We start from the raw sequence: 2,363 nt of genomic DNA on the forward strand, positions 1-2,363 counted from the left end.
AGCTCGACGCTTCCAGCGGCCGGCTTGATCGATCCGCCAAGGACCTTGAGCAACGTGGACTTGCCCGCGCCGTTGGGACCGACGATTGCCAGCATTTCGCCGGCCGCCACTTCGATCGAGACCCAATGTAACACGGGCACGCCAGGATAGCCGGCGTGAATCGCGCTCGCACGCATCGCAGGGGTGTCACGCGATGCGGTGGTCATAGCGAAAGAGGTCTCCGGCTTTCGCGGCGCAGCATATAAATGAAGAAGGGGCCGCCGCAGAGCGCGGTGATCGCGCCGACGGGAATCTCAGCCGGTGCGATTGCGACGCGCGCGAGCAAGTCCGCCGCAACCATGAATGCGGCGCCCCCGATCAGCGACGCCGGCAGCAGAAGCCGGTGATCCGCACCGAACATCAGTCGCAGAGTATGCGGGACGATCAGTCCCACGAATGAGATGATTCCACTGACGGAAACCGCGGCGCCGATCATGACCGAGGTCGCGACGAAAATCGTGCGGCGCAGCCGGTCCACGTCGACGCCAAGTTCGGCGGCCGACTCGTCGCCGAGGCTCAGCAGGTTCAGATCGCGCGCGTGATACATGAGCACGGCAAAGCCCGCGAGCCCCAGGCCCGCGACCATCGCAGCCTCGCGATAGGTCGGCGCCTCGAGGCTGCCCATCAGCCAGAACAGAATGCTGTGCGCGTAGTAAAAGTTCACGACGCTGTTAACCAGCATGATTGCCGCACCCCAGAACGCGTTGAAGATCACGCCGACCAGCAGCAGCGTGAACGGCTCGAGCTGGCCGTCAACCATCGCAAGCCGGTAAACGGCCACCGTCGAGAGCAGTGCGGCGCCGAATGCGCACAGCGGGACGAGCGCCTCGCCGCCGCCGAGCTTTGCGGACATCACCAGCGCGAGAATCGCGCCGAGCGCCCCGCCGCCCGAGATCCCCAGGATGCCGCCCTCTGCGAGCGGATTGCGTACGAGGGCTTGCAGAGCCGTCCCGACCGCCGCGAGCATCGCGCCGACGATCACGCCCATCAACACGCGTGGCAATCTCGCGGCAAAGAAAATTGCGTGATCGGGACTGTCGAGATCGGAAAACGCGCGCGCAAGGCTGATATGCGCGGTGCCAAATAACAATCCCGCGATAGCGCAAACGGTCAGCAGAATCGTCAGCGCGCCCAGAATCGAGACCAGCCGGATGCGCGTGAGATGCGCGGCCGGCGCTGATTTGCCTGCGGCCGCGTTCACTTGTGGGCACCCTGTCCCCACGCCTCGGGATGAATCTTGCGCGCGATTATCTCGAGCGATTGTCCGACGCGCGGCCCGGCGTGCAGCATCGGATCTTCGGCGTAACCATAGACGCGACCCTCGCGCACCGCGGGAATCGTCGGATACTTTTCCCAGAAATCACTCGACGACGCGGGATCGGTACCCATCGCGCCGTCGAGGATGACTTCAGGACGCATGGCGATGATGAATTCCAGGCTGAGATGCGGCCATTGCTCGCCGACTGCGTCCACGATGTTATCGGCGCGCGCGATGCGCATGAGTTCGTCGAGGTAAGTGTGGCGCCCGACCGCGACGATCGGCTGATGACCGACCAGCATCAACGCGCGCACCGGCTTCACGTTCGCGAGCCGATTCTGGACTGTCGCGATCTGCGCCCGAATCTGCGCGACGAGCCGATGTGCCTCGTCCTCGCGATCGATTCGCGCGCCTACTTTCTCGATGCTGGTTTCGATTTGTTCCAAGGAGTCGTCGCTGACCAGCAGCACCGGATAGCCCATCGAATTCAACGCGCGAATCTGGCGCACGTCCGACGACAGTTCAAGTCCGACCACCAGCGTCGGACGCAGCGCGATGATCGCTTCGAGATTCGGCGTCAGAAACGAGCCCACCCGCGGCAACTCGCGCACCTGCGGCGGATAGTCGCAATATTGCGAGACGCCGACAACGTCGGGGCCTGCGCCGAGCGCGAACAGTGTCTCGGTCACGCTCGGCGCCAGCGAAACGATTCGCACCTGCGCGGCCGCGTTGGCCGGCGAGGCGAGCGCGATTGAACTCACGCAGAGCGCGGCGGCGGCCGCGAGTCGATACAAACCCACCTCGCGAAATTACCTGATCGCAGCAGCGCCGGTAAGCCACCCTCGCCCTTTGTTGCATCCGCGCGGCGCGCTCAACTAGCCTCGTCGGGAAGAGGAATAGCTTTGTGCTCAAGATTGCCGTTTGCATCAAGCAGATACCGCTGATCGAAGAAGCCAACTTCGACGCCACGACCAAAACGATCAAGCGCGACGGGCCTAACGTGATCAGCGCATACGATCTGCGCGCCATCTCGCTCGCCGTCGAGCTGAAAAATCGTCACGGCGCC

3 protein-coding genes are annotated in these 2,363 nt (G+C 63.9%); all 3 read right to left on the reverse strand.

Translation table 11 applies throughout. The annotated features are described in order from the left end of the window. Nucleotides 1-206 (reverse strand): ATP-binding cassette domain-containing protein (locus VIW95_RS13020; RefSeq protein WP_331587164.1); only part of this gene is annotated, 206 nt, incomplete at its 3' end. Continuing rightward, a complete protein-coding gene (locus tag VIW95_RS13025; RefSeq protein WP_331587166.1) occupies nt 203-1,240 on the reverse strand; it encodes an iron ABC transporter permease in 1,038 nt (345 codons plus the stop codon). The genes VIW95_RS13025 and VIW95_RS13020, both read right to left, overlap by 4 nt. Continuing rightward, nucleotides 1,237-2,097 (reverse strand): cobalamin-binding protein, encoded by an 861-nt coding sequence (locus VIW95_RS13030; protein ID WP_331587168.1) that lies wholly within the window; start codon nt 2,095-2,097, stop codon nt 1,237-1,239. Before VIW95_RS13030 ends, VIW95_RS13025 begins: the two co-directional genes overlap by 4 nt. Nucleotides 2,098-2,363 lie beyond the last annotated feature (266 nt).

Origin of the sequence: Binatus sp. (SeqCode), from assembly GCF_036522015.1 — a bacterium.
GTDB lineage: Bacteria > Desulfobacterota > Binatia > Binatales > Binataceae > Binatus.